This is a genomic window from Sphingobium sp. (assembly GCF_048594625.1).
In the GTDB taxonomy this organism is placed as follows: Bacteria; Pseudomonadota; Alphaproteobacteria; order Sphingomonadales; family Sphingomonadaceae; genus Sphingobium.
Window position 1 is genome coordinate 1 of sequence record NZ_JBMDWL010000035.1, and the last position, 23,819, is coordinate 23,819.

Below are 23,819 nucleotides of genomic sequence, written 5' to 3' on the forward strand. Positions count from 1 at the left end.
CTCATCGTGAAACGGGTGCCGGTGGAAATCGAAGCGGGCGCGCCGGGCGCCTATGCGGGCGCCGGGTCGATCGACGGCAGCGTGCCGGGCAACTATTATATCAACCTGCGCGATACCAGCATCTGGCCGCGCTATTCGCTGCCCACGCTCTGCTATCATGAAGGTATTCCGGGCCATATCTGGCAGGGCGAATATACCTACAAACTACCGCTGATCCGCTCCATGCTCGCCTTCAACGCCTATAGCGAAGGCTGGGCGCTCTATGCCGAACAGCTGGGCGACGAACTGGGCGCCTATGACGGCGACATGGCCGGGCGGCTGGGCTATCTGCAATCCATCGCCTATCGCTGCTGCCGTCTGGTGGTCGACACCGGCCTCCATGCCAAACGCTGGACCCGCGATCACGCCATCCACTGGTTCGCCACCACCAACGGCACCAGCGTGGAAGATGTGCAGGCAGAGGTCGACCGTTATTGCGCATGGCCGGGCCAGGCCTGCGGTTACAAGGTCGGCCATGGCGAAATCGTCCGCCTGCGCGCCCATGCGCAAAAGGCGCTGGGTCCGAAATTCGACTTCCGCCTGTTCAACGACGCCGTGGTCAGGGGCGGCGGCGTGCCGATGACCGTTCTGGCAAAGACGGTCGACGCATGGATCGCGGAGCGGAAGGGGGCGTAAGGCGGAAGTCCTGCTGACGGCCACTGTACGACTTTCCCCTCCCGCTTGCGGGAGGGGCAGCGAGACTTAAGCGCATAGCGCTTTAGTCGCAGCGGGGTGGGCTGCCACCAGGTCCGGCCCACCCCCTAACCCCCTCCCGCTTGCGGGAGGGGGAATGACTGGAAAGCCCCCACGCCAGCCACCAAAACAAAAAAAGCCGGAGGATCGCTCCCCCGGCCTTTCCTACTTGGTCCTGTTATGTCTTAACCGACAAACGCTCTTTCAATCACGAACTGACCCGGCGCCGCGTTCGATCCTTCGGTGAAACCCTGTTCCTCAAAGAATGCCGCGAACTGCTTGATCATTTCCATGCTGCCGCACATCATGATGCGATCGGTTTCGGGGTCGAACTTCGCCGCGCCCGGAATCCCTTCGAACAGCTTGCCGCTCTCGACAAGCTTGTCGATGCGTTCGTTGTTCGGGAATGCCTCCCGCGTCACGGTCGGCACATAATGGAACTGGGTCGCCGCATGATCGGCGACCAGCGGGTCTTCGCTCCACTTGCCTTCCATTTCCTCGCGGAAGGCCAGATCGCTGACCCGGCGGACCGAGTGCACGACGACGACCTGTTCGTAGAAATCATAGACGTCCGGATCGCGCGGCAGGCTCAGGAACGGGGCCAGGCCCGTGCCGGTCGACAGCATGAACAGCCGCTTGCCCGGCAACAGCGCGTCGGTCACCAGCGTGCCGGTGGGCTTGCGGCCAAGGTAGATCTGGTCGCCCGGCTGGATCTTCTGCAGCTTGCTGGTCAGCGGACCGTCCTGCACCTTGATCGACAGAAACTCGATTTCCTCGTCCCATGCGGGGCTGGCGATCGAATAGGCGCGCAGCAGCGGCTTGCCATTGTCACCCTTCAGGCCGATCATGATGAACTCGCCCGACCGGAAGCGGAAGGCAGCGGGGCGGGTGATGCGGAAACTGAACAGATGCTCGTTCCAGTGCTTCACCGACAGCACGGTTTCCACGGAAAGCGCGCCGGTGGGTTCCAGTACCGGCTTTTCGATCGTCACGTCGGTCAACACCTTATCCTAGCCTGTCATCGCAACGCCGTCGCCTGCACGCGACGCTTGTTGCGGATCGTTCGCAATAAATTCGCAATTCGCGAATGGCCCTTTCGCACCGCGATGACAACATAAAAAAACTTGGGCCAAAAAAACTGTCGCTCCGACAGGGCGCCCTTTCACCGGCGCCCCTTCCTCCCGCTTTCAGCCAAACAGGCCCTTGGCGATGCCGCCCAGTTCGTTCAGCGGATTGCCGTCGCCATCCTTGTCGAAAAAGCCGCCCAGCTTGCCCATGATCGCTTCGGGTCCGCCGAACTGGCCCAGCAATTCCTGCAATTTGTCGGCGGACACGCCATGTTCCGTCGCGACTTCGGCCAGCGCCGACACGCTGGTGTCGCCCGATCCGATCTTCGCGCTGATTTCGGTCATCAGGCCCTGCATCTGCTGCGGCGACAGGCCGATCTGCGCTGCGATCGCTTCCAGCCCGCCCAGCTTGCCCATGATATTGTCGAACATCGCCTTATCTCCCGCAAAATACCGGCGCAGGATAGCAGCTTCACGCCCCGACCCAAAGCAAAAGAGCCGGAGGATCGCTCCCCCCGGCCCTCTTGCTCATGCTTTCGCTGCGATCAGGCCGCCGTCAGCGCAGCCCCGCGCACGCCATCATCGACATGGTCCACGAACTGGGCGAAATTGTCCACGAACGCCTTCACCAGCGTCAGCGCGGTCGCATCATAGGCTTCCCCGTCCGCCCACATGGCGCGCGGGTCGAGGATGGTCGCATCCACGCCATTGACCGCGACGGGCACTTCGAACCCGAAATTGGGATCGGTGCGGAACGTCGCGTCTTTCAGGCTCCCGTCCAGCGCCGCGTTCAGCAAAGCGCGCGTCACCTTGATCGGCATGCGCTTGATCCCCGGCATCGTCGCCTTGCCGCCCGCCCAGCCGGTATTGACCAGCCAGCAGGTCACGCCGCCCTTGTTGATCCGTTCCTTCAGCAGATTGCCGTAGACGGATGGGTGACGCGGCATGAACGGCGCACCGAAACAGGTGGAGAAGGTCGCGGTCGGCTCCGTCACGCCGATCTCGGTCCCCGCCACGCGCGCGGTGTAACCGGAAAGGAAATGATACATCGCCTGTTCCGGCGTCAGCCGCGCGATCGGCGGGAGAACGCCATAGGCATCCGCCGTCAGGAAGATGATGTTCTTCGGGACCGGCCCCAGATTCTTCTCCGACGTGTTGGGGATGAAATCGATCGGGTAGGAACCGCGACTGTTTTCGGCCAGCGAGTTGTCGTCCAGGTCGATGACGCGGGTTTCCTCATCGATCACGACATTTTCCAGCACCGTGCCGAACCGCTTGGTGGTGGCAAAGATTTCCGGTTCCGCCTCGGCCGACAGGTTGATCATCTTGGCATAGCAGCCGCCTTCGAAATTGAAGACCGCCGTGTCCGACCAGCCATGTTCGTCATCGCCGATCAGCGTGCGCGACGCGTCGGCGCTCAGCGTCGTCTTGCCGGTGCCCGACAGGCCGAAGAACACCGCCGTGTCGCCATCCGGGCCGATATTGGCCGAACAGTGCATCGGCATCACGCCCTTTGCCGGCAACAGGTAATTGAGGATGCCGAACACCGACTTCTTCATTTCCCCGGCATAGCTGGTGCCGCCGATCAGGATCAGCTTTTCGCTGAAATTGACCGCGATCACGGTTTCGCTGCGGCTGCCATGGCGGGCCGGATCGGCCTTGAACGTCGGCAGGTCGATGATGGTATATTCGGGCGCGAACCCGTCCAGCTCTTCCGCGCTCGGCCGCACCAGCAGCGTGCGGATGAACAGATTGTGCCAGGCGCGCTCGTTGATGACGCGCACATTGACGCGATGTTCGGGCTGCGACCCGCCGAACAGGTCGGCGACATACAGCGTCTCCTTCTCGCCCAGCGCGGCGAAGAAGTCGGCCTTGAGCGCGGCGAAATGCTCCGGCGTCATGGGGACGTTGGTCTTGCCCCACCACACGGTGCTTTCGGTTTCGGCGTCGCGCACGATGAACTTGTCGCTGGCCGACCGGCCGGTATGCTTGCCGGTCTTGACGACCAGCGGACCGTCTTTCGAAAGAATGCCTTCGCCGTTGCGGATGGCCGCTTCGACCAGCGGCGCGGTGCCAAGGTTCCAATGCTGAACGGCACGCGTAGAGATGCCCTGGTCCGCCAGGGTGATTGAGGATATGGCCTGCACGCCTTTACTCCCGAATATATGTTACCCTCTCGCCCATGTCCGCATGGTGCGACAGGTTCGCTTTCCATGCGCCCGGCTCTTTGGTGGCCCGGCATCATCTTTGCGAACCGGCAAAGGCATAGGGCTTTGCCATAACAGCGTCAAATCCCCTGAATTGGGTATCTGTCCCGAATATCGACGGCATCGTCGCCCCTGGTTACGTCCCGCCTTTCGCCGCACACTTCCGCCCCGCCCTTCCTTGCGACGATCATCGCCATCGTCTAACGCTGGCACTTCGTTTCTGCTTCACGATCATCTGGGACGCTGCATGACCGCAACCATCGCCTTGGTGGATGATGACAAGAATATCCTGACGTCGGTGTCGATCGCGCTTCAGGCCGAAGGGTTCCTGACGCGCATCTATTCCGATCCGGAAGGCGCGCTGAAGGCATTGCTGGACAATCCCGCCGACCTTGCCGTCTTCGACATCAAGATGCCCCGGATGGATGGCCTGGAACTGCTGCGTCGCCTGCGCGAAAAGCATCAGATGCCCGTCATCTTCCTGACGTCGAAGGCGGACGAGCTGGACGAAGCGCTCGGCCTGGCCATGGGCGCGGACGATTATATCGCAAAACCCTTTTCCCAGCGGCTGCTGATCGCCCGCATCCGCGCCATCCTGCGCCGTGCCGAAGTCAGCCGCGCGCCCGATGCGACCGACGAACCGGTCGCCGATCCCATCACCCGCGGCCGTCTGGAAATGGACCCGGCGCGCCACCGCGTGAAATGGGACGGACAGGACGTCACCCTGACGGTCACCGAATTTCTGATCCTCGAAACCCTTGCCCAGCGCCCCGGCGTGGTCAAAAACCGCAATCAGTTGATGGACGCCGCCTATCAGGACGACGTCTATGTCGACGACCGCACGATCGACAGCCATATCAAGCGTCTGCGGCGCAAGTTCCGCGAGGTGGATTCCCATTTCAATGCAATCGACACCCTCTATGGCGCCGGCTACCGATTCTCCGAAGAATGACTGCGCGCCGCTGTCGGTGCGCTGGTCGGGGCGGCTGAGCCTCACGCCGCGCATCCTTGCGGTGAACGTCTTCGCGCTGGCCCTGCTGGCGGGCGGTTTCTTCTATCTGGACAGCTATCGCACCCGGATCGTCGACGCGCGGCTGGAACAGTCGGCGCGCGAACTGAAGCTGCTGGCCATCGGTCTTCAGAACGCGCCGGACGATCGCCATAACGCCCTGATCGCCGCCTATGCACGCCAGACCGGCGACCGGGTGCGCCGCTATGGCGCCGATGGCACGCTGATCGCCGACAGTTTCACGATGAACGCGCCGCGATACCGGCTGCGCGAACCGTCGGAGGAAGAATGGCAGCGCCATGTCGCCCGCTTCCTGGACAAGGCGATGGACAAGATCGTGTCGGCCGACCGCCCCCCCGATTTCGAGGAGCCAGCCCGCGACCGCGCCGACGCCTGGCCCGAACTGCTGATGGCGATCAAAACCGGCCGACCGCAGGCGACGAACCGCTACGCCCCCGACCGCACTTTCATGATTTCGGCGGCGACGGGCGTCAATGACGGGTCTGCCCTGCTGGCGACCGAAAATGCCCGCGACATCACCCGCACCGTGCGCGCCGAACGGTTGCGCCTCGGCATGGTGCTGGCCGTCGCGGTGCTGGCCTCCATCCTCCTGTCGCTTTTCCTTGCCCGCACCATCGTCCGCCCGCTTCAGGGGCTTGCCCGCGCCGCCGTGCGCGTGCGCCTTGGCCGCGCGCGCGAAGTCACCGTGCCGCGCCTGCCCGAACGGCGCGACGAAATCGGCATGCTGGCCCGCGCCCTATCGGACATGAGCCATGCGCTGCGCCAGCGGATCGACGCGACCGACGCGTTTGCCGCCGACGTATCCCATGAACTCAAAAACCCCATCGCCTCGCTCCGCTCCGCGCTCGACGCGCTCGAACGCATCGACCAGCCGGACCTGCGCGCCCAGTTGATGGCCATCGCGCAGGATGATGTCCGCCGCCTAGACCGCCTCGTCACCGACATTGCCGAAGCATCGCGCGTCGATGCCGAACTGTCCCGCACCCGGTTCGAACCGATCGACCTTGGCCTGCTGATCGAAAAGATGGTGATCGCCCGCGAAGCGCGCGGTGTGCCCAATCAGGTCCGCCTCGCCTTCGCCCGCCCGCGCAAGAATGTCGCGGTGGTGCTGGGCGAAGAAGGGCGGCTGATCCGCGTGCTCGACAATCTGATCGACAATGCCGTGTCTTTTTCGCCCATGGGCGGCCTCGTCCGGATCATCGCCACGGTCGCCGATCGCGAAGTGCTGGTCAGCGTGGAGGATGAAGGCCCCGGCGTCCCCGAATCCGAACGTGAACATATTTTCCGCCGCTTCCATTCGGTCCGCCCGGAAGGGGAGGCGTTCGGCAAGCATTCCGGCCTCGGCCTTGCCATCGCGCGATCCATCATCGAAGGGCATCAGGGCAAGATCGGCATCGGCGACCGGGAAGATGCGCAGAGCGGCGCCCGCTTCATCCTGCGCCTGCCCATGGCGGTAGAGCGCGATCCGGGCATCGTTTCAGAATAGGGCGACAGGATAATCCCTAACGCCATTTCCATCCCGTCCAACTGCGGCTAGAAGGACGCGGGGTTATGGCAAGGGCACTTTCATCCGAAACGCTGCATGCGACGAGCGTGGCCATCAGTGGCCGGGCGGTGCTGCTCTGCGGTCCCAGCGGCGCGGGCAAATCCGATCTGGCGCTGCGCCTGATCGACCGGGGCGCCACCCTCGTCAGTGACGATTATACTTTGGTGAAGCGGATCGACGGCCGCCTGCTCGCCACCGCCCCCGACACGATCCGGGGCAAGATGGAGGTGCGCGGCATCGGCGTCGTGCCCATGGATTGCGTGGCCGATGCGCCCGTCGCGCTGCTGGTCGATCTGTTCGACCGGGTCGATCGCATGCCGCTCACCCCGCTCCACCGCACCGTCGCGGGCATGGACGTGCGCGTGGTCAAGATCGCGCCGTTCGAATCCTCCGCCCCGATCAAGGTCGAACTGGCGCTTAGATCCTTCGCCGCGGAAGGATCGGCGCGGTCATGACCCAGCCAAAGACCATCCTCCTCCTGTCTGGCCTGTCTGGCGCGGGCAAGACGACCGCGCTCAAGACGCTGGAGGATATGGGCTGGGAAGTGGTGGACAATCTGCCGCTGGTCCTGCTCGACCGATTGCTCGACACGCCTCTGCCCGCCGGTCATGCCGGATCGGACGACCGCCCGCTGGCGCTGGGCATCGATGCGCGGACCCGCGATTTCAACGCCAATGCCATCGTCCAGCGGATCAAGGCGATGCGCGAACGCCATGGCCATGACATCGAAACGCTGTTCCTCGACTGTTCGGGCACTGAACTGGAACGGCGCTTCGCCGAAACCCGCCGGCGCCACCCGCTCGCGCTCGACCGCCCGGCCGCCGACGGCATCGCGCGCGAACGCGAACTCACCGAACCGCTTCGGCGCTGGGCGTCGCAGGTCATCGACACGACCAGCTTCACCAGCAACGCCCTGCAACAGGAAATCCGCAGCCGCTTTTCGCGCGAACGCCTGTCCGATCCGGTGCTGACGATCCTGTCCTTCGGCTTTTCGCGCGGGGTGCCGCGCAATGCCGACCTGATGTTCGACATGCGCTTCCTGCGCAACCCGCACTGGGACGCGGACCTGCGACCGAAGACCGGTCTCGATCCGGACGTCGCCGCCTATATCCGCGAAGATCCCGCCTATGAAGATGCGGTGGGCAGGATCGAAGATCTGCTCGCCACCCTGCTCCCCCGTTATTCGGAGGGCGGGAAAACCTATATCACCGTCGCGTTCGGCTGTACCGGGGGCAAGCATCGCTCCGTCCATGTCGCGCAACGTGTCGCGAACTACTTGCAAGCTGCGGGTTTTTCGCCCACGGTCTTGCACCGCAATATAGAATCGACGCCGCAGGATAGTCTGGAGAAGCGTCGACCGGGAGGCCCGAAAGCATAATCATGAAGCAGGTGGGCCGCAAAAGCACATGATAGGACTCGTACTCGTCACCCATGGGTCGCTGGCGACCGAATTTGTCGTGGCCATGGAACATGTGGTCGGGCCGCAGCAGCAGATCGAAACCATCTGCATCGGGCCGGAAGACGACATGGAACTGCGCCGGGCGGACATCGCCGCCGCCGTCGCGCGCGTGCATGATGGCGCGGGCGTGATCCTGCTGACCGACCTGTTCGGCGGCACGCCATCCAACCTCGCCATTTCACTGCTGAAGGCGGGCGAGATCGAAGTGATCGCGGGCATCAACCTGCCCATGCTCATCCGCCTCGAAAGCGCGCGCAAGGTGATGGACGTGCGCGCCGCCGTCGCCGCCGCGCGCGAAGCGGGGCAGAAATATATCAGCGTCGCGTCTGAACTGTTGGGCAGCACCACATGAACGAAGTCAGCCAGGAAGTCCGTATCAGCAACAAGCGCGGCCTTCACGCCCGCGCCAGCGCGAAATTCGTGACCCTGGCCAGCGGCCTGCCCGCCGACATCACCGTCAGCAAGGACGGCAATCATGTCACCGGCACGTCGATCATGGGCCTGATGATGCTGGGCGCGGCGATGGGCGACAGCATCATAATCAAGGCGACCGGCACGGATGCCGTCGATTCGCTGGGCAAGCTGGTGGAACTGGTCGTGGACAAGTTCGGCGAGGAATAAGCCCGCTCCCTCTGTCCTACACAATATTTCGCGGTTACAGAAAATGGGATGCGGGTGGGATCGGCCGATCGCCGATGCCGTGCTCATCGCGACAGCGCGGACGATCGCTGGAAAAAATTTTCTGGCATGCCCCTGCCCCTGATGGTGCTTGCCACGTCCCCCGCAATGGCCGCGCCGGTCCCGCATGGTTCGGGCAGCCCGCCCGCTATGGCAGCGTCGATGCCGGCCGATAGGACAGCGAAAGTTGCCGGCTGGAACACACGCCCCTGACGCATTGCATCAACTCCCACCATGCGTTACCACGTTCCACAAAATGGACAGGTGGAGATGAAGATGCGTGGAGCCGGGGCATTGTTGGGATTGATGACGCCGATGCTGCTGGCGACCGCGCCGGCGCCCAAAGCTGCCAGCTGGATCGATGAACAGACCGGCCACCGCATCGTCCGGGTGGATGACCGTCCGGGCAATTACGGTCTTTATTTCAACTATAACCCGTTCACCCCGGACGGGAAGCGGATGATCTATCTGACACCCGAAGGCATCCGGGTCGCCGACACCAGCAACTGGACAACGAAACTGGTGCTGAAGGAAAAGATCGACCGGCTGATGTTCGTGGGCAACCGCGAACCGGTCGCCTATTACAGCACCAGCCCGGTCGGCAACGAAGCGGCCTCCACCATCTGGTCGGTCAATCTCGACACTGGCAAGCGTCGCCGCATCGCCGATCTGCCCGGCGGCCGGATCGCATCGATCAATGCCGACGATACGCTGCTGGCGGGCCATCGCGAACTCAGCCCGCCGCCCGCCGCCATCGCCGCGCAGGGTAATCGCGATCCGAAAACCGGCTCCCCCACTTATGCCGCCAACGGCCCGGACGGAAAGCCCCTGCCCTTTGCGGAGGCCAAGGAACTGTGGATGGACAAGCGCCTGGCGTCAGGCGTGCCGATGGAAATCTTCACCATCGACATCAGGACGGGGGAGCGGAAGACGGTCACCCAGTCGAACGACTGGCTGAACCATGTCCTCTTCTCGCCCTCCGACCCTACCCTGTTATCCTATTGCCATGAAGGGCCGTGGCAAAAGGTCGACCGTATCTGGACCATCCGCACCGACGGCAGTCAGAAAAACAAGGTCCATCAACGCACTTTCAAGGGCGAAATTGCGGGCCATGAATATTGGGCGCCCGACGGCCGCACCATCTGGTACGACCTCATCCAGCCGATGGGCGTGCGCTGGCTCGCCAGCCTCGACGTCGTCAGCGGCAAGCGCATCTGGTACAAACTGGGCGAAGGACAGGGCAGCTATCATTACAGCTCCTCGCCCGACAGCCGCATCTTCTCCGGCGACGGCAATGATGGCGGCAAGTTCATCAGCCTGTTCCACCCCCGCGCCGACACCAATCCCCGCGCCCGTGACACGCTGGACGGCGACAATCTGATCCAGAGCGGCGATCTGGTGACGCAGCGGCTCGCCGACCTGTCAAAACAGGATTATACGCTCGAACCCAACCAGCATTTCACGCCCGACGGCAAATGGATCGTCTACCGCGCCAATGTGGAGGGCAAGCCCGCCATCTACGCCGTGGAGATCGCGAAGGCGCAATAACAGCCGCCGTCCGTTCGCTTCGAACTAAGTCGGGAAGCGGTTAGCGTTGCACTTCCCGTTTCTCGACACGCTCGAAACGAACGGGCCTGGTTCAGGCGCTCGCCGCCGATGTTTCGCTCAACGCCTTGAACTGCTCCATCATCTGGTCCCAGCCGGGGTGGAAACCCATCGCCTCATGCCGGGCCTTCGCCTCCGCGTTCCAGTGGCGGGCGGTTGCGGTAAAGCGCGTCCCCTCCCCCTCGTCGGCAAATTGCCAGACGGCGGTGATGAACGCTTCCTGCGGTATCCACCCGGACGCGTAGGCATCGGTCGTCACAACGAGTTCCTGCGGCACGACCTCCAGAAACACGCCCTCCATCGGTCCCGTCTCCTCGCCATCCGGGCCGAACATCTGGACGGCGCTGCGCCCGCCGGGCCGCATATCCTCCTCGATCACTTCGGCGCGCCATGGCCTGGGGCAAAACCATTCTTCCTTCAGGTCGGTCCACACCTTCCAGCAGATCGCCCGCGGCGCCGCGATGTGGCAGGTGACCGACAATTCATGCTCCGCGCTGCTCATGCCGTCTCTCCGTCAAAGGCCGCCTGCATCGCGGCGGTATCCAGTTTCCGCATGGTCATCATCACCTGCATCATCCGGGCAATCCCCGCCCGATCATCGGTGCGGTAATTGGCCATGATGCCGCGCGTCACCAGTTGCCAGGACAGGCCATATTTGTCGGTCACCCAACCACATGGCCCATCCTTCCCCCCATCGGCGGTCAGCGCATCGAAATAACGGTCCAGCTCAGCCTGATCCTCGCACGCGACGGACAGCGAAATCGCCTCGTCGAATGTGAACTGCGGCCCGCCGTTCAGCGCCTGATAGCTTTGCCCGAACAGGGTGAATTCGACCAGCAGCACGCTGCCGCCCGGCATTGGCGATGGCGACGGGTTCGTTTCGGGGTAATGGCTGACATGATCCACCGACCCGCCGAACACCGACACATAGAAACGCGCCGCTTCCTCGGCCTGCCCGTCGAACCACAGGCACGGCACGATCCTGTCGGTCATGCCGCAACGCCCCTGCTGCCGACCAGCGCGAACATCGCGCCCTGCGGATCGGTCGCCTGAATGATCCATGCCCCGCCCGGCACCTCGACCGGTCCCTGCAACACGGTGCCGCCGCCAGCCTGCACCCGATCGACTGCGGCATCGATGTCGCCCACGACGAAGTAGAACAGCCATAGCGGCACAGGCACCTGTTCCGGTTTGGGCATGATGCCCCCGGTCATGTCCTGAAATGCGCCACCGCCGGTCTGCGACACCAGCTGATAGCTGCCCATCGGCCCCATATCCATGGCCTCACCCGTGGTCCAGCCCAGCTGCCCCGTGTAAAAGGCCAGATCCCGGTCGAAATCCCCCGCATAAAGCTCATGCCAGCCGACATGCCCCAATGCCATGGGCGGCGCCCCCTGCATTTCTTCGTTGCTCGAACCCTTCAGCAGCATGAACACCGCGCCGCCCGGATCGGCCATCACCGCAAAGCGACCGACGCCGGGAATATCTTCCGCGTCCCGCATCACCTTGCCACCGGCCGCGCTCAGCCTGGCGGCATCCGCATCGACATCGCCCGACCCGACATAGCCGCCCCACCATGGCGACATGCCGCATTGTTCCGCTTCGGCCGGGATCGCCATGACGCCCCCCATCGGTCCGCTGCTGCCCGATAGAACATGATAGGGATCGCCCGCCCCCTCCTCGCCAAAGGGCTGCGCCGTCCATCCCACCACATCGCCGTAAAAGGCCAACGCGGCATCGGGATCACTGGTCATCAGTTCGTACCAGAAGAATTTGCCGGTAAAATCGGTCATCATTTTCCTCCGTGAAACAGCGTGTCAGGCTTTGGCATCGAGCAGTACCTCGAACCCGCCATAGATCAGGCGCGCACCGCTAAAGGGCATGTCTTCCCCTTCCTTGGGCTGCATGCGTTCATCCTTCATGACCTTTTCGGCGCCCGCGTCGCGGGTTTCCTTGTCGGGCCATTCGATCCAGGAAAAGACGACATCCTCGTCCTCCTCGGCGACCACGGCGGTGCGGAAATCATTGACCTTGCCCGGCTTGATGTCGTTCGCCCAACATTCCACCACGCGCAGCGCGCCATGTTCGATGAAGATCGGCGCGGCATAGGCGGCCACCTCGCGATAACGTTCCTTGTTGCCCTTGGGCACGGGGATCACGAATCCGTCCATATAGGCCATATTCTCTCTCCTCTTCGCTTATGCGTCGATCGGCTGCTCCTGCCCTGCGGCCATCGCCGCCGCGACATCCATCCACATGATTTCCCAGATATGGCCATCCAGATCCGCGAAGTTGCGGCCATACATGAAGCCATGATCCTGTTTCGGGTTCGGCTCGGTCCCGCCCGCCGCCAGCGCACGGTCCACCGTCGCATCGACCGCTTTCCTACTCGCCTCGCTCAGGCATAGAAGGACTTGTGCGGTTTCATGGGCGTTGGGGATGCGGCGCGGCGTAAAGCTGGCGAACCGCTCGCGTGTCAGCAACATCGCGTGGATCGTATCGGAAAAACTGATCATCTGCGCGCTGTCGTCGGCGAAATCATTGTTCCGCACCGCGCCCACCGCTTCGTAAAAAGCGATCGATGCAGGCAGGTCGCCGACGGGCAGATTGACGAAAATCATCTTGGGCACAGGGGCATCGGCCATCGCTCATCTCCTGCAAAATTGTCGGTTGCCGCCTTTCGCGACGACTCACCACTTGAACTTTGTGCGACCGATGATTAATTTATGCAACAGTTAAGTTAGAAAAGATAACCAATGAGTCCAGCCGCCCGTAAACGCGCCTATCAGGACGGATGCGCCGTCGCCCATGCCCTCGACATCATCGGTGATCGCTGGGCGTTGCCGATCATGCGCGAATTGATGCTGGGGCCAAAGCGCTTTACCGATCTGCGCGCCGGCCTGCCCGGTATCAGCGCCAATGTGCTGACACAGCGGCTGGAGGAACTGGAAGCATCCAGCATCCTCGTCCGTCGCCGCCTGCCCCCGCCCGCCGCCAGCCAGATTTACGAACTGACCGACTGGGGGCGTGAATCGGAAATCCTGTTTCAGGTGCTGGGCCGCTGGGCCTGTCGTTCGCCCACCATGGAACCGGGCAAGCCGATGAGCCAGGTATCGGTCGTCCTGTCGATGCGCACGATGATCGACCGCAGCCGCATCGGCGACATGGACGCCACCATCGGCTTTCGCTTTGGAGAGGAAGAATTTCGCGCGACGCTGAAGGACGGCGATTTTCGGATCGACCGGGGCGACGCGGCGGGCGCCGATACGATCATCAGCGGCGATCAGAATATGCTGGTCGCGGTCCTCTATGGCGGCAAAGGCTATGCCGATGTGCCGTTGAGCGTGGAAGGCGACCGGGCGCTGGCCGAACGTTTCGCGACCCTGTTCCCCCTGCCGCCCAGAGCGCCCGACATGGTCAATGGCTCGCCGACAGCTTCATCATGACGAGACCCGCCAATATCAGTCCGGCCGCGACCAGCCGCGTCGCGCTGATCCCCTCGCCCAGAAAGGCGACACCGACCGCGAACGCGCCCAGCGCGCCGATCCCGGTCCAGATCATATAGGCGGTGCCCAGCGGCAGGCTGCGCATCGCCAGCGACAACAGGCCAAAGCTGGCGACCATGGCGCCCAGCGTGATCAGGCTGGGCGCCAGTCGGCTGAACCCATGCGACTGTTTCATCGCAAAGGCCCAGACGATTTCCAGTAGTCCGGCGATGAAGAGATAGATCCAGGCCATATCGGCTCCCTTTCCAACAGAGAGCCGGGCCGTCCCGGACTTGAAAACCCATGCGGGTGGAGGACGTGGCCTCGCTTGCCAATGAAAACCCGTTCGGGCTGAGCCTGTCGAAAGCCCTTTCCTTACTTTAGGAAAAGAGTGATCCTTCGACAAGCTCAGGGCGAACGGATATGCCATCAGCCTGCGTGGCGTTTGCTCAATGCCCGCCGTTCAGCATCCCGAACACCTGCGCAAATTCGCCGCGCCGCGTCGCTTCGCTCAGGAATTTCACCCGTTCGACATGGATTTCCGCCGGGGTCGGCTGCTGGCGCAGCAGGCCCATGGTTTCGCTGATATAGTCCGCCAGCGGCATCATCTGTTCATTTTCGGCATGGCCCGGCATCAGGTCGGTCTGCACGCCCGGCGGGACGATCTCCACCACATCGACGCTGGTCGCCTTCAACTGTTCGCGCATCGACAACGACCAGCTGTGAATGGCCGCCTTCGTGGCGCTGTAGGTCGGCGTCGCCGCCAGGGGGACAAAGGCCAGCCCCGACGATACGGTCAGGATGGTCGACGCCGCCTGCGCCGTGAGATGCGGCAGCAGCGCATGGGCCAGGCGGATCGGGCCAAGCAGGTTGGTCGCAACGGTCGCCTCTGCGGTGGGCAGGTCGATCCCGTCCTCCGCCACCATGATGCCCGCGTTCAACAACACGGCATTGAGCGTCGGGAAGTCCGCGATCAGCGTCTGCGCAAAGGCGGCGATCGCGGCGGGATCTTCCATGTCCAGCGTCATCGCGGCCATGCCCGGATGCTGCGCGACCACGGCGTCCAGCGCCGACTGGCGGCGCCCTGCGATGATCACCTGATTGCCTGCCACATGAAATTCATGGGCCAGCGCCGCGCCGATACCCGAGCCGCCGCCGGTGATGAGGATGGTGTTACCTGTGGGTTGCATGGGGTCTGCTCCTTTCGATTGGCTTCTCCCGCAATTTAGGCTTATGCTCTCTTTTGGAAAGTAGGCACCGAAAAGTGGTGTAGTTACCCAAAGGTGAGAAATGGCAAATCCGCTGGAAAATCGTTTCGCCCCCACCGATATAGCCTTGGCGGAACGCTATCTGGACCATGATGCCCCCACGGAGATCGATCCGCGAATCGAACGGTTGGTCAATGATCTGATCGGCCGCATCGCCGACAAATGGACGTTGCTGGTGCTGGAGGAGTTGGAGGAGAAGGGCGTGATGCGCTTCACCGAAATCGGCCGCGCGGTGGAGGGGATCAGTCAGAAGATGCTGACCCAGACATTGCGGCAGATGGAACGGGACGGCCTGTTGATCCGCACCGTGCATCCCGTGGTGCCCCCACGCGTCGATTATGCGCTGACCCCCCTTGGCAACAGCCTCAGCGCGGCCTTTTGCGGCGTTTGGGTCTGGGCCGAACGCCATCTCGACACGGTGGAAGCCGCGCGCGCCGCATTCGACGCGCGCGACTGATCCTTATTCCTGTGCAGTCGGCACCGGTTGCACGACCAGCTTGGGCGCACTGTTGTCGGGCAGCGTGCGGGCAGCGGCAGGCGGCCCGGCCGGAACCGCTGTCGATGGCGCAGGCGGCGACGACGGCATAGGCGGCGACGACGGCATAGGCGTAGCGGACGGTGGCGTAGCCGACGGGGATGTGGCGGACGGCGGCGTCGTAGCCGAAGGCGCCGTTGGCAGGGCGCTCTTGTAATTAGGCGTCCATCCCTTGGGCGGCGCTTCACCCGGCGGCACGGGCGGCGGCGGCAGCGGCGTGGGCGACACCACGACCGTCACGGTCGCGCCGAAACGCGACTGCCATTCGGCCAGACGACGCAGATAGTCTGCATAAGCCGCGTAGAAATCCTGGAACGGCTTTTCCAGCTCGGCCAGCAATATCGGCGCCTGCTCCAGCAGTTGCGAAGACGGCATGGCAATGATCTTCGCCCCCACCGTCACCGCAGCGGGGCAGAAATCCTTGATTACCGGCGGCAGAGCGAAGAAATTATAGACCACGGTGTTCAACCGTTCGCGCGATGCCGTGCCCGAACTGCCATAAGCGACGCTGTAATTGCGGTCGACCGCGGCATTGGCGGCGGTCAGCGTCGCCTTATGCAGCGCCAGTATCTGATTATACTGGTTGCGCGCCGTCGGCCCATATTTGTCGCAGTTGAGCGCCGCGACGTTCAGCGCCATGCGCACATGCCACAATGCCGTGTTGGACGTGACGCCGCGATTGGCGGTCAGATATTTGCCGTCCTCGTCCTTGGTCGGGATGCTCATCCCTTCCATCGCGTTGTTCGGCGGCGTGGGCCGGATCGTCGGCACGACCGGCGGCGGCGGGGTCGGCGGCGGCGGCGGTGGCGGTGGGGTCGAACAGGCCGCCAGCACGGCCAGCGATACGAGTGAAAGGCGGCCGACGAGGCGCGATGACAACATCAAATTCTCCGGTGAAACTGCGCGGGTCCGGTCATGCCGGTCATGACGGCGGGAGGACTATGCAGAAGCTGGGGTTAACCGCAACCCTTCAGGCGACTCGCCGCTCCAGCGCAACGGCGGCCTGATCCATCAGTTCCGCGATGATGGCTGCGACCGGTTCTTCCTTCGTGACCATGCCGACCGACTGGCCCGCCATCAGCGACCCGCCCTCCACATCGCCATCGATCACCGCCTTGCGCAGCGCGCCCGCCCAATAATGTTCGATCTGCAACTGCGCTTCGCCCATATCCACCGCCCCGCTGTCCAGCAGGTTGGCGACTTCGCGCTGCTTGGCGGTGAAGGCTTCGGTGCCCGCATTTTTGAGCGCGCGCACGGGAATGACCGGCAGGCGCGGGTCGATCTGCACGCTGGCGATCGCGTCACGCGCCGAAGCGCGGAAAAAGGCTTTCTTGAACGCGGGATGCGCAATGCTTTCGCTCGCGCAGGCAAAGCGCGTGCCCAGCTGCACGCCCGCCGCGCCCATTTCCAGATAGGCGGCGATGGCTTCCCCCCGGCCGATACCGCCCGCCACGAACACCGGAATCTGCTCCGCCATTTCGGGCAGGATTTCCTGCGCCAGCACGCTGGTCGCGACCGGACCGATATGGCCACCCGCTTCCATCCCTTCGACCACCAGCGCATCGACGCCCGACCGCACCAGCTTCTTGGCCAGCGCCAGTGCAGGGGCAAAGCAGATCAGCTTCGCGCCCTTCTGCTTGATCGCCTCGATGCTGCCCTTGGGCGGCAATCCGCCTGCCAGGACGATATGCGTCACGTCATGCTTCGCGCACACATCGATCAGGTCGAACAGCTGCGGATGCATGGTGATCAGGTTGACGCCGAACGGCTTGCCGGTCAGCAATTTGGTGGCGGCGATTTCCGCGTCCAGCAATGCGGGCGTCATCGCGCCGCACGCGATCACGCCGAACCCGCCGGCATTGGAAATGGCCGACACCAGATGCCGTTCGCTGACCCAGCTCATCGCCCCGCACAAGATCGCACTGTCGCAACCCAGAAAATCGGTGCCGCGGGCCATGAGGGAAGTCAGCTTGGCGTTGGTCATCATTTCAGCCTTCAAGAATCACAAAAAGCCCCTCCCTTTTCAGGGAGGGGTTGGGTTGAGGGGCGTGCCGCAACACGCTCTCCGCCCTTTCACCTTCTCCCCTGACCGGGGAGAGGGCAAAAATCAAGCGACCGGCGCGTCGAGGCCATAGGCCGTATGCAGCACGCGCACCGCCAGTTCCGTCTCGTCTTCGTCGATCAGCACCGACACCTTGATTTCGCTGGTCGAAATCGCCTCGATGTTGATGCCGCGTTCGGCCAGCGTCTTGAACATGGTGGCGGCGACGCCCGCATGGCTGCGCATGCCCACCCCCACGACGCTGATCTTGGCGACTTCGGTGTCGGTGATGATGCGGCGGAAACCGATCTCGTCCTTGCGCGCTTCCAATATGTCGACGCTGCGGGCGAGGTCCGCGCGCGGGACGGTGAAGGTGACGTCGGTCTCTTCGGTGTCCTTGCTGTCATTCTGGATGATCATGTCGACATTGATCGCGGCATCGGCCAGCGGCGTGAAGATGCTGGCGACCGCGCCCGGCTTGTCGGGCACGCGCGTGACGATGATCTTCGCCTCATTCTTGTCATGGGCGATGCCGGTGATGAGCTGACGTTCCATCTTGTCTTCCTTGAGCTTGGCTTCCAGTTCCACGTCGCTGACGATCAGCGTGCCGGGCAGATCGGTCTGGGTGGGGTCATCGAAGGAGGATAGCACCTGCACGACGACGCCTTCCTTCATGGCGAGGCCGACGGAGCGCGTCTGAAGCACCTTGGCACCCACCGACGCCAGTTCCAGCATTTCCTCATAGGTGACGAGGTTCAGCTTGCGCGCGCGCGCCACGATGCGCGGGTCGGTGGTGTAGACGCCGTCGACGTCGGTATAGATGTCGCAACGGTCGGCCTTGATCGCGGCCGCGACCGCCACCGCCGACGTATCCGAACCGCCACGGCCCAGCGTCGATACCCGGCCATCGGCCATCATGCCCTGGAAACCGGGGATCACCGCCACGGTGCCCGACCGCATCGACGCCAGCAGGTCCAGCGTGTCGATTTCGCTCACCCGCGCCTTGGCATGGGCTTCGATGGTGCGGATCGGCAATTGCCAGCCCAGCCAGCTGCGCGCGTCCACGCCCATCGCCTTCAGCGTCATGGCCAGCAGACCGCTGGTCACCTGTTCGCCCGCCGCGACGACGACGTCATATTCGGCCGGATCGTACAGCGCCGACGCTTCCTTGCAGAAACCCACCAGACGGTCGGTTTCGCCCGCCATGGCGGACACGACGACGGCGACTTCATGCCCCTGTTCGACGACATGTTTCACGCGCGCCGCCACGTTACGAATTCGCTCCATCCCCGCCATGGAGGTGCCGCCGAATTTCATCACGATGCGCGCCATTTGCCTGTCGAACCTATCTGCTATTGTGAAACAAAATTTCCCAAAGGGGCGAAACGGCGCTCCTATTAGCAGCGCAGACGCATATGGCAAGCAATCCTGCCTTGCTTTGCGCCTGACGAAACCAGACCTGCCACCCCCGCTTTGCGGTTCAATGACATAGGGGAACGTCACGGACAATTGGCGTCCCGCCACGCTGCTGCTAGAAGCGGGGCATGACACGCGAAACCGCCACGATCGATCCGAAGGAAGCCGCCCATTTCGGCACCATGGCCGCCGACTGGTGGAACCCCCATGGCTCCAGCGCGATGCTGCACAAGCTGAACCCGGTGCGCCTGCGCTATATCCGCGCCGCCATCGACCGCCACTGGCCGGGCGACGCGCAGGGCTTTCGTCCCCTGACCGGCAGGCGCGCGCTGGACGTCGGCTGCGGCGCGGGCCTGCTCGCCGAACCGCTCGCCCGCCTTGGCGCGACGGTCACCGGCCTCGACGCCGCGCCTGAAAATATCGCGGCGGCGCATGCCCATGCGCAGGGCCAACGCCTCGCCATCGACTATCGCGCCACGCCGGTGGAGGATATGGCCGACAGCGGCTTCGACCTCGTCACATCGATGGAAGTGATCGAACATGTCGCCGATCCCGCCGCCTTCATCGCCGCGCTGGCCGCGAAACTCGCGCCCGACGGCCTGATGATCTTCTCCACGCCCAACCGCACCCCCCTCTCCCGCCTTGCCATGATCACCATCGGCGAAAGCATCGGCGGCATTCCGAAGGGGACGCATGACTGGCATAAATTCATCACGCCCGACGAACTGACCGCCCTGCTGGATCAGGCAGGACTGGAAGTCACCGACAGCATCGGCCTCAGCTTCGATCCGACGCGCGGCTTCACCCTGTCGGCCAATGACGCCATCAACTATCTGCTGACCGCAAGGCATAAAGTATAGGACAGCCGCATAGCGGGAACGGACCAACCAGAAGGAGCATGGCGCCGTGTCCGACCAATCCGCCAGTGTCGACGCCTATGTCGCCGCGCAGGCCGATTTCGCCCGCCCGATCCTCACCCATGTCCGCGCCCTCGTCCATGCCGCGCAGCCCGATGTCGGCGAAGCGATCAAGTGGGGCTTTCCCCATTTCGTCTACAAGGGCAAGAATCTCGCCTCCATGGCCGCGTTCAAGGGTCATGCCGCCATCAGCCTTCGGTATGGCGAGGATGGCCGCGACCGCGAAGGCATGCGCCATCTGGGCAAGGTCAGGACGCTCGCCGATCTCCCACCCGACGAAGAACTGCGCGCCATGCTGACGAAGTCGGCGGCCATCATCGACGCAGGCATGAAGCCGCAATGGATGGAACGCCGCCACCCGCGTGAGGCGCTTCCCATCCACCCGGATCTTCACGTCGCCATCACGGCCAATCCTGAAGCCAACGCAATCTGGGCCAGCTTTCCACCCGGCAAGGTCCGTGACTATGCCGAATGGATCGGCGAGGCGAAAACCGATGCGACCCGCGCGAAACGCATCGCTCAGGCCGTCGCATGGATCGCGGATGGCAAAGGGCGCAACTGGAAATATGAAAGACGATGACTGGACGCACGCGTATGATGGGCCCGCCCCCGTTTCGCTAAATTCTTTCGCCACAGCATAATTCGGGCGGACCGCATCGAACCATGCGCTGATTGTCCCTTTCCGCATTCTGCCAGCCATCGGCCGCTTCAACGGATTGCGGAACGCTCTAGGCAGGCAGGATCAGGCTGGCCTTCAGACCGCCTTCGGGCCGGTTTTCGAGGCGCAGTTCGCCCTGATGTTCCGCCATGATCGCGCGCACCAGCGCAAGGCCGAGGCCAGCCCCCCCGGTCTCGCGATTGCGTGATCCTTCCAGCCGGGTGAAAGGTTCCAGCATTTCGGCCATGCGATCCTGCGCGATGCCCGGCCCTTCGTCGGCGACGGCGATATGGATCATGCCATCCTGCCGCTCCACCGACACATGCGCGCGATCGCCATAGACGATGGCGTTTTCGATCAGGTTGCGCAGCGCGCGGCGGATCTGCTGCGGCCGCACGAAAGCGACGGCGCGATCGCTGTCGGCCAGATCGACGGGCGAACCCAGTTCGATGAAATCCTCCACCACCGCGTCGGCCAAGGATGCAAGGTCGACCTTCTGCGCATTTTCCGTGCTGCGCCCGGCGCGCGCGAGCGACAATATATCCTCCAGCATGCGGTTCATTTCATCGATGGTTTCCGACATGCGCGCCCGTTCGCCGTCATCCTCCACCGATTCGGTGCGCACGCGCAGCGACGCGAGCGGGGTGCGCAGGTCGTGGCCGATCGCGCCCAGCATCCGGTCCTTTTCATCCAGCATGGCGATGATGCGCGCGCGCATGGCGTTGAAGGCCATGGTCAAATCGCGCACATCGCCCGGCCCGCTTTCATCGACCGGACTGGCCGCGCCCGTGCTGGCGAACTGCTGGGCCGACGCGGTCAGCTGCTTCATCGGCCGGGCCATGCGGCGGCCGATCCAGAGCAGCGGCAACAGGACGATGACATAGAGGACCAGCGTCTGCCCGATCAGCCAGCCGCCAAAGCGTTGGGGCCGGTCGTTGACACGGGCTTCGGTCGTGACCCATTTGCCCGGTTCATATTCCACCGCCAGCCGCAGGCGCCCCACGCGCCGGTCGCGCATGATTTCGCCGGTCGCGCGGCTGCGTATCTGTTCCCAGCGGCGCACCGGCATCACGCGGCTGTCCTCCACCGCGATCACCGAATGGACGGTCAGGCCGATGTCGTCGAACATCCCTTCGGCGCGGGCCTTCACATCCGGGCGCGGCTTGCCCTCCAGCAGGGGGCGGCTGGTCGAAAATTCCGCGTTGCGCCCGCGTTCTTCACCCGCCCGCGGATTGACGCGCCCCGGCCAGCGATCGGCCCGCGTATCGAGCGCGTTGATCACGCGATATACGGCGGGCGCGGTCCGCGCGGTCAGGTCCACGCGATTGCGTTCGCGCAGCAGCAGCGCAAAATTGATCGCCTGCGCCACGAACAGCGCGACAGCGACCAGCATGATGATCTGGCCGACCAGACTTTGCGGCCACAGGCTGCGCCAGCCGCGAAACGGCCGCGTCACAGTTTGCGCACTTCGGCGGACAGGGTGTAGCCGCCGCCCCAGACCGTCTTGATCAGGGTCGGGTTCTTCGGGTCCGGCTCTATTTTCTTGCGCAGGCGGCTGATCTGATTGTCGATCGCCCGGTCGAAGGCATTGGCTTCGCGCCCCTGCGTGATGTCGAGCAGCTGATCGCGGCTCAGCACCTGATTGGGGCGCGTGGCAAAGGCCAGCATCAGATTATATTCGGCGGTGGACAGCAGCAGCGACACGCCTTCGCTGTCCACCAGCGTGCGTTCCTGCGCCTTCAACACCCATCCGGCAAAGGTATAGCTCGCCCCGTCCGGCGCGGTGACGCGCTGTCCACCGGTGGCGACGCGGCGAAAGATCACCTTGATCCGGGCGACCAGTTCGCGGGGGGAAAAGGGTTTGAGCACATAATCGTCCGCGCCCATTTCCAGACCGACGATGCGATCCGTCTCCTCCGTCCGGGCGGTCAGCAATATGACCGGTATGTCGCTCGTCTCGCGGATATGGCGGCACAGCGACAGGCCGTCTTCGCCGGGCATCATGATGTCGAGGATCACCAGATCGATCGCGTTGGCGGCAAGGCGCATCCGCGCTTCGGTGGCGCTTTCGACGGCGGTGACGCGAAAACCGTTGCGCGACAGATATTGCGCCAGCGGTTCGCGGATCGAACGCTCGTCATCGACGAGCAGCAGGTGGGGACGTTCGCTCATCTTGCCTGTCTGTCATGGGAGGAGGATGGTTGGAAGGGCGAAGACGGGAAAGTCTTCGCCCTTCACCCGACCGGCGTGGGGCGGAACCCAAGGGGAGGGAAAGCCCCGCCCCCGCGCCGACCATGGCATCAGTTCTGCGCCGGGGCAGTGGGCGCCGGGCGGCCGGGGCCGCGTTCGCCCCGCCCACCGCGCATGTCGCCGCGCATCTGCTGGCGGGCGGCCTTCATTTCGTCGGCGGTGACGAAGCCGTCCTTGTTCGCGTCAGCCCGGTCGAACATGGCGAGGGGGCGAGCCATGAACTCAGCCTTGGTCATGGTGCCGTCCTTGTTCGCATCGCCAAAGCCGCCGCGACCGCCCTGCATCATGCCGCCGCGCGGGCCGCGATGGTGCCTGCCCCAGCCGCGCCCTTCGGGCTTGCCGGCCTCTGCGCGCCTGTCGGCCCTGGCCTGATGCCCGGCGGCAAATTCCGCCTTGCTGATCTGACCGTTTTTGTCGGCGTCGAGCGTGGCGAAACGCTGGTCCAGCCGCTGCTGGCGGCGGATGTCGCGATCCTTCGACGTCAGCTGGCCGTCCTTGTCGACGTCCATCTTCGCGAAGCGGGCTTCGAGCGCGGCGGTCAGTTCCGCCTTGCTGATCTTGCCATCCTTGTTCGTGTCGGCCTGCATCATCATGCCGCCGCGCGGTGCACCGGCCTTGGGGCCAGCGGCGGGGGCGGGCTGCGCATAAACGACATGGGTTGCGGCGAGGCCGCCGACGAACAGCGATCCGACCGCGACGGTGGTGAAGAAATTGCGGAGCATGTCATAATCCTTTTCGCATCTGGGGTGGATGGCGTCTCCGCCGTCCTTGAAGATGCTTATGAAGGCGACTTGTCCCCAACTTATGTCATGCCCGGCGGTGCTTTGTCGTAAATTGTATCATCTGTCGCGGTCTTGGCGGACCATGATCCGATCCCGTACGGACGGATGATATTCTGTTTTTCTTGTGTTTTCCGTATTTTTCG

28 protein-coding genes are annotated in these 23,819 nt (G+C 63.7%); 12 read left to right on the forward strand and 16 right to left on the reverse strand.

Features of this window, described 5'->3' with window-relative positions:
- A partial coding sequence (locus ACOJSJ_RS05055) for a DUF885 domain-containing protein (RefSeq protein ID WP_420143899.1) occupies positions 1 to 675 on the forward strand: 675 nt, incomplete at its 5' end.
- A 242-nt stretch (positions 676 to 917) separates the two neighbouring features.
- Here ACOJSJ_RS05055 and ACOJSJ_RS05060 read toward each other — a convergent pair.
- The 3 genes from ACOJSJ_RS05060 to ACOJSJ_RS05070 form a co-directional block, all read right to left on the reverse strand.
- On the reverse strand, positions 918 to 1,733 hold the full coding sequence (locus tag ACOJSJ_RS05060; protein ID WP_420143900.1) for a ferredoxin--NADP reductase: 816 nt from the start codon (positions 1,731 to 1,733) through the stop codon (positions 918 to 920).
- A 186-nt stretch (positions 1,734 to 1,919) separates the two neighbouring features.
- A complete protein-coding gene (locus ACOJSJ_RS05065) occupies positions 1,920 to 2,231 on the reverse strand; it encodes a hypothetical protein (RefSeq protein ID WP_420143901.1) in 312 nt (103 codons plus the stop codon).
- 113 nt (positions 2,232 to 2,344) lie between these two features.
- Positions 2,345 to 3,946 carry a phosphoenolpyruvate carboxykinase gene (locus ACOJSJ_RS05070; protein ID WP_420143902.1) on the reverse strand — a complete coding sequence of 534 codons (1,602 nt, stop codon included), beginning with the start codon at positions 3,944 to 3,946 and terminating at the stop codon, positions 2,345 to 2,347.
- A 307-nt stretch (positions 3,947 to 4,253) separates the two neighbouring features.
- On the opposite strand from ACOJSJ_RS05070, the gene ACOJSJ_RS05075 reads away from it, so the two are divergent.
- The 7 genes from ACOJSJ_RS05075 to ACOJSJ_RS05105 all read left to right on the forward strand — a co-directional run bounded on the left by ACOJSJ_RS05075 (position 4,254) and on the right by ACOJSJ_RS05105 (position 10,267).
- Entirely contained in the window at positions 4,254 to 4,958 is a 705-nt protein-coding gene (locus ACOJSJ_RS05075; protein WP_420143903.1) for a response regulator, read from the forward strand.
- Positions 4,927 to 6,522, forward strand: coding sequence for a stimulus-sensing domain-containing protein (locus tag ACOJSJ_RS05080; RefSeq protein ID WP_420143904.1), 1,596 nt, complete (start codon positions 4,927 to 4,929; stop codon positions 6,520 to 6,522). The genes ACOJSJ_RS05075 and ACOJSJ_RS05080 overlap by 32 nt, the downstream gene beginning before the upstream one ends.
- Before the next feature lie 65 nt (positions 6,523 to 6,587).
- Positions 6,588 to 7,037, forward strand: a complete 450-nt coding sequence (locus tag ACOJSJ_RS05085; protein WP_420143905.1) for an HPr kinase/phosphorylase — start codon at positions 6,588 to 6,590, stop codon at positions 7,035 to 7,037.
- Entirely contained in the window at positions 7,034 to 7,960 is a 927-nt protein-coding gene (gene rapZ, locus ACOJSJ_RS05090; protein ID WP_420143906.1) for an RNase adapter RapZ, read from the forward strand. Before ACOJSJ_RS05085 ends, rapZ begins: the two co-directional genes overlap by 4 nt.
- A 28-nt stretch (positions 7,961 to 7,988) precedes the next feature.
- Complete coding sequence (locus tag ACOJSJ_RS05095) at positions 7,989 to 8,393, forward strand: PTS sugar transporter subunit IIA (RefSeq protein WP_420143907.1); 405 nt, start codon at positions 7,989 to 7,991, stop codon at positions 8,391 to 8,393.
- Complete coding sequence (locus ACOJSJ_RS05100) at positions 8,390 to 8,662, forward strand: HPr family phosphocarrier protein (protein ID WP_420143908.1); 273 nt, start codon at positions 8,390 to 8,392, stop codon at positions 8,660 to 8,662. Before ACOJSJ_RS05095 ends, ACOJSJ_RS05100 begins: the two co-directional genes overlap by 4 nt.
- A 327-nt stretch (positions 8,663 to 8,989) precedes the next feature.
- A complete protein-coding gene (locus ACOJSJ_RS05105; protein ID WP_420143909.1) occupies positions 8,990 to 10,267 on the forward strand; it encodes an oligogalacturonate lyase family protein in 1,278 nt (425 codons plus the stop codon).
- 91 nt (positions 10,268 to 10,358) lie between these two features.
- Here the strand turns inward: ACOJSJ_RS05105 and ACOJSJ_RS05110 are convergent, their stop codons facing one another.
- From ACOJSJ_RS05110 to ACOJSJ_RS05130, 5 genes are read right to left on the reverse strand one after another with little or no spacing between them, the layout of a single operon-like run.
- Positions 10,359 to 10,826 carry an SRPBCC domain-containing protein gene (locus ACOJSJ_RS05110; protein WP_420143910.1) on the reverse strand — a complete coding sequence of 156 codons (468 nt, stop codon included), beginning with the start codon at positions 10,824 to 10,826 and terminating at the stop codon, positions 10,359 to 10,361.
- Positions 10,823 to 11,317 (reverse strand): VOC family protein, encoded by a 495-nt coding sequence (locus ACOJSJ_RS05115; protein ID WP_420143911.1) that lies wholly within the window; start codon positions 11,315 to 11,317, stop codon positions 10,823 to 10,825. The genes ACOJSJ_RS05110 and ACOJSJ_RS05115 overlap by 4 nt, the downstream gene beginning before the upstream one ends.
- Positions 11,314 to 12,117, reverse strand: a complete 804-nt coding sequence (locus ACOJSJ_RS05120; protein ID WP_420143912.1) for a VOC family protein — start codon at positions 12,115 to 12,117, stop codon at positions 11,314 to 11,316. Before ACOJSJ_RS05120 ends, ACOJSJ_RS05115 begins: the two co-directional genes overlap by 4 nt.
- Before the next feature lie 24 nt (positions 12,118 to 12,141).
- Complete coding sequence (locus ACOJSJ_RS05125; RefSeq protein WP_420143913.1) at positions 12,142 to 12,504, reverse strand: DUF1428 domain-containing protein; 363 nt, start codon at positions 12,502 to 12,504, stop codon at positions 12,142 to 12,144.
- Between the two features lie 18 nt (positions 12,505 to 12,522).
- Positions 12,523 to 12,969, reverse strand: a complete 447-nt coding sequence (locus ACOJSJ_RS05130) for a VOC family protein (protein ID WP_420143914.1) — start codon at positions 12,967 to 12,969, stop codon at positions 12,523 to 12,525.
- 111 nt (positions 12,970 to 13,080) lie between these two features.
- On the opposite strand from ACOJSJ_RS05130, the gene ACOJSJ_RS05135 reads away from it, so the two are divergent.
- Complete coding sequence (locus tag ACOJSJ_RS05135) at positions 13,081 to 13,770, forward strand: winged helix-turn-helix transcriptional regulator (RefSeq protein WP_420143915.1); 690 nt, start codon at positions 13,081 to 13,083, stop codon at positions 13,768 to 13,770.
- Here the strand turns inward: ACOJSJ_RS05135 and ACOJSJ_RS05140 are convergent.
- A complete protein-coding gene (locus ACOJSJ_RS05140) occupies positions 13,742 to 14,062 on the reverse strand; it encodes a DMT family transporter (protein WP_420143916.1) in 321 nt (106 codons plus the stop codon). The genes ACOJSJ_RS05135 and ACOJSJ_RS05140 overlap by 29 nt on opposite strands.
- A gap of 196 nt (positions 14,063 to 14,258) precedes the next feature.
- The gene (locus tag ACOJSJ_RS05145) at positions 14,259 to 14,999 is read right to left on the reverse strand and encodes an SDR family oxidoreductase (RefSeq protein WP_420143917.1); all 741 of its coding nucleotides are present in this window, start codon (positions 14,997 to 14,999) and stop codon (positions 14,259 to 14,261) included.
- A gap of 100 nt (positions 15,000 to 15,099) precedes the next feature.
- Here ACOJSJ_RS05145 and ACOJSJ_RS05150 point away from each other — a divergent pair, with 100 nt between their 5' ends.
- The gene (locus tag ACOJSJ_RS05150; protein ID WP_420143918.1) at positions 15,100 to 15,534 is read left to right on the forward strand and encodes a winged helix-turn-helix transcriptional regulator; all 435 of its coding nucleotides are present in this window, start codon (positions 15,100 to 15,102) and stop codon (positions 15,532 to 15,534) included.
- Positions 15,535 to 15,537: 3 nt separating this feature from the next.
- On the opposite strand, the gene ACOJSJ_RS05155 is transcribed toward ACOJSJ_RS05150, so the two are convergent.
- From ACOJSJ_RS05155 to ACOJSJ_RS05165, 3 genes are all read right to left on the reverse strand, one after another.
- Positions 15,538 to 16,494, reverse strand: coding sequence for a hypothetical protein (locus ACOJSJ_RS05155; protein WP_420143919.1), 957 nt, complete (start codon positions 16,492 to 16,494; stop codon positions 15,538 to 15,540).
- A gap of 88 nt (positions 16,495 to 16,582) precedes the next feature.
- Positions 16,583 to 17,596 (reverse strand): NAD(P)H-dependent flavin oxidoreductase, encoded by a 1,014-nt coding sequence (locus ACOJSJ_RS05160; protein ID WP_420143925.1) that lies wholly within the window; start codon positions 17,594 to 17,596, stop codon positions 16,583 to 16,585.
- A 123-nt stretch (positions 17,597 to 17,719) separates the two neighbouring features.
- Positions 17,720 to 18,985 (reverse strand): aspartate kinase, encoded by a 1,266-nt coding sequence (locus ACOJSJ_RS05165; protein ID WP_420143920.1) that lies wholly within the window; start codon positions 18,983 to 18,985, stop codon positions 17,720 to 17,722.
- Between the two features lie 212 nt (positions 18,986 to 19,197).
- Here ACOJSJ_RS05165 and ubiG point away from each other — a divergent pair, with 212 nt between their 5' ends.
- Positions 19,198 to 19,929, forward strand: coding sequence for a bifunctional 2-polyprenyl-6-hydroxyphenol methylase/3-demethylubiquinol 3-O-methyltransferase UbiG (ubiG, locus tag ACOJSJ_RS05170; protein WP_420143921.1), 732 nt, complete (start codon positions 19,198 to 19,200; stop codon positions 19,927 to 19,929).
- Between the two features lie 46 nt (positions 19,930 to 19,975).
- Positions 19,976 to 20,566 (forward strand): YdeI/OmpD-associated family protein, encoded by a 591-nt coding sequence (locus ACOJSJ_RS05175; RefSeq protein ID WP_420143922.1) that lies wholly within the window; start codon positions 19,976 to 19,978, stop codon positions 20,564 to 20,566.
- Between the two features lie 148 nt (positions 20,567 to 20,714).
- Here ACOJSJ_RS05175 and ACOJSJ_RS05180 read toward each other — a convergent pair whose 3' ends face one another.
- The 3 genes from ACOJSJ_RS05180 to ACOJSJ_RS05190 form a co-directional block, all read right to left on the reverse strand.
- Positions 20,715 to 22,037, reverse strand: a complete 1,323-nt coding sequence (locus ACOJSJ_RS05180) for a HAMP domain-containing sensor histidine kinase (RefSeq protein ID WP_420143926.1) — start codon at positions 22,035 to 22,037, stop codon at positions 20,715 to 20,717.
- A 59-nt stretch (positions 22,038 to 22,096) separates the two neighbouring features.
- Positions 22,097 to 22,816, reverse strand: coding sequence for a response regulator (locus ACOJSJ_RS05185; protein ID WP_420143923.1), 720 nt, complete (start codon positions 22,814 to 22,816; stop codon positions 22,097 to 22,099).
- A gap of 128 nt (positions 22,817 to 22,944) precedes the next feature.
- Entirely contained in the window at positions 22,945 to 23,616 is a 672-nt protein-coding gene (locus tag ACOJSJ_RS05190) for an EF-hand domain-containing protein (protein ID WP_420143924.1), read from the reverse strand.
- Positions 23,617 to 23,819 lie beyond the last annotated feature (203 nt).